Source organism: Pontibacter sp. HJ8 (genome assembly GCF_054824225.1).
On sequence record NZ_JSYF01000627.1, the window covers coordinates 1 to 2,921 of the forward strand.

The following is a 2,921-nucleotide window of genomic DNA, read 5'->3' on the forward strand; positions in this document are numbered from 1 at the left end:
TTGTAGACCTGCACGTAGGGGATGGATTGGGCAACACAGAATTTGAGATACCGAGCGTGATCGATATGCCATTGGATGAAGCATCGGTGTTACTGGTAGGACAGGGCTTGCAGATCGGCAATATCATCTATGTGCCCGGAACAGGTAAAGCTGACGGAAGCGTGGTGCGGCAGCGTCCGATCGCCGAAGTAGGAGCCAAGATCCGGGTAGGAGAACTGGTAGACCTATGGGTAGCAGGTGAAGAGCCTGTACAAGGTATAGACTAATCAGAAATCGCCTGTCTGCTACGGAAGCAGGCAGGCGATTTTTCAACATCATCCCCTATGAGAATTACACTGGCGCTTACCATTCTATTTCTCTGCTGTTGTATGGGTGCCATGGCCCAGGTCATCCTGACACCCCTTCAGCACGAACAGCAGCGCCAGCCACAACTGCAATCCACAACCGCCCACACTGCATTACGCCTGAGAGCCGCTGCGCAATCCCTTCCTTTTTTTGACGATTTCTCTGCTGTTACCATTACGCCCGACCCAAATCGCTGGGTAAACGGTGGCGTGTATGTGAACAGCCGTTTCGGGCTGGAACCGATTACCCGGAACGTGGCGTCTTTTGACGGACTGAATGCACAAGGTATAGCCTATGGCGCCAACAACGCCGGACCGACCGACACCCTCACGTCGCAGCCCATTCTGCTGGGCGGCCTCAATCCTGCGGACTCGGTATACCTGAGTTTTTACTGGCAGTCAGGTGGCCTGGGCAACGTGCCGGATCGCACGAGCACCAACAACCGTTTCCTGCAGCTGGAGTTCAAAGATGCCGCAGGAGCCTGGCAGCCCGTATGGCAGCAGGCAGGGGTAGGAGAGGTGACCGTCTTTGCGCAGGTGTTTGTGGCGCTGAAAGAGCAGCGCTTTTTCCATAACGATTTTCAATTCCGGTTTCGAAGCGAGGGTATCCGCAATGGCATACTCGATGTCTGGAACCTGGACTATGTGGAGCTGGACCGGAACCGCCGCAAAGGGCAGAACACTACCCGCGATATCGGGATCAGCCGGGGCGTATCGCCGCTGCTCAAAAGCTATACCTCCATGCCCGCCCGCCAATTTCTGGCCGATCCGGCAGGGAATCTGAGCGAAGAAGTGACTGCTACCGTCAATAACCTGGGCGAAATGCCGGGAGCCATTGCCTGGCGTGGGTTTATCCAAAGAGCGGGCACAACTGCTGCCGACACTTTCCTTCGTGAGCAGGGGCTTTTGCCGGGGCTGGTGCGCCAGTTTGAAGTAAAGGGCACACCGCGCGTCTCCAATCTGAACCTTGCCCAGGACGGCTTTGCCTTGCAGCACGGTTTCATCCTGGATACAAAAGAGCAGAATGCGCAGCAGCGGGCCAACGACAGCACCTACCGCACCACCCAGTTTGCCGATTACTACGCCTACGACGACGGTACCGCTGAAGAAGGTTTCAGCTTTGTATCCTCCTCCGGCGCCACCCAGGTAGGCCAGCGGTTTGACCTGAGCCTGCCGGACCAGGTGCGCGCTTTCCGGGTATACTTCCCGCTTGTAGGCAATATGCTTCGCAACACATCCATCACCTTTAAGATCTGGGCCAATGAGAATGAGATTCCGGGACGTACCCTGCACGAGCAGGTTTTCCAGGTGCAGTATACCGAGGAGCTGAATACGTTCTACGAAGTAGAGCTGACAGCGCCGGTAGCAGTGGAAGGTAGCTTTTTTATGGGCTGGAGTCAGCCGGGTACTACCTTTCTCAACATCGGCTTTGACCGGAATGAGCGTGCTACCGGCCGGCGTTTCCTTTTTAGCTCTGTGAATGGCTGGCTGGAAGATACCTCTGTGGAGGGTGCTGTGATGATGCGCCCCGTGATGACAGGACAGGCCCTGGGACTCGAAGATATACCACTTGACGAGCGGGTGCAGGTATACCCTAATCCGTCGACAGGTACGCTTTACTTCAAGGGCGACTACCGGCATTTTACGGTATATGACGTCACAGGCAGAGCAGTTTTCAACCAAAAGGCTTCGGTGGGTAATTCACCTGTTCAGCTGCCGCAGCTGGCACCCGGCCTTTATTCGATCCGTATTGAAACAGATAAGCATACTTTCACCACCAAACTTATTCTAACTAAACCATGATTACAACAGACATAACTGTAGAAGAATTGAAGGAGCGTCTTGCCAAAGGAGAAACCCCGGTTATCATAGACGTACGGGAAGATTGGGAGCATCAGGAAACAAATATTTCCGGTGCGCAGAATATACCTTTGGGTGCACTGCCACAGCGCCTTGATGAGTTAGAGGATTACAAAGGCCAGGAACTGATTGTGCACTGCCGCTCAGGTATGCGCTCTGCCACCGCCAAGCAGTTCCTGCAGCAGCAGGGTTTCAGTCAGGTACGTAACTTATTGGGTGGCATCATGGCTTACAACGGTCAGTAAAACCTTTTCCTGTCTTTTTACTTCATTCGACCCTCCCTTCGAAACAGGGGAGGGTTTTTTGTGCCTTCCCACTCTCATCATCATGGCGCGAGCGTCCCCGCTCGTGTCTGCTATAGAGGGGCCTCTGGCCCATTCATACTTTCAAAAGTTGGCTTTTGCATTGAAGCTAAGCTGTTGCCCTGTGCTGGTGCGAGCTTGCAGCTCGTATCCTGCTTTGCTGTGTAGCTGCGGCTCTTCCAGACTTCAACCTGACATTGTTTCATCGCTTCACCTGGCCGGTGGGGCCTCACTTTTTTTCTTGACAAAAAAAGTAAGCAAAAAAGTCAAGACGCTCCAAACTCGCTGAACGCTCAAACAGTGGAGCGCCAGTAAGTGCACCTGGCAGAAGCTGCTGCTTTGTAAAAACAGTAGTAAGTATGCCTTGCTATACCTATCAAATATACCTGCCAGCTATACCTGCTCGTGCAGAGAT

Annotated in this window: 3 protein-coding genes; all 3 read left to right on the forward strand. The window is 53.5% G+C overall.

The features are described 5' to 3' along the window. Positions 1-266 (forward strand): PASTA domain-containing protein (locus OB13_RS20130; protein ID WP_461491977.1); only part of this gene is annotated, 266 nt, incomplete at its 5' end. A gap of 57 nt (positions 267-323) precedes the next feature. After that, positions 324-2,147, forward strand: coding sequence for a T9SS type A sorting domain-containing protein (locus tag OB13_RS20135; protein ID WP_461491978.1), 1,824 nt, complete (start codon positions 324-326; stop codon positions 2,145-2,147). Further along, on the forward strand, positions 2,144-2,449 hold the full coding sequence (locus OB13_RS20140) for a rhodanese-like domain-containing protein (RefSeq protein WP_461491979.1): 306 nt from the start codon (positions 2,144-2,146) through the stop codon (positions 2,447-2,449). Before OB13_RS20135 ends, OB13_RS20140 begins: the two co-directional genes overlap by 4 nt. Positions 2,450-2,921: the final 472 nt, after the last annotated feature.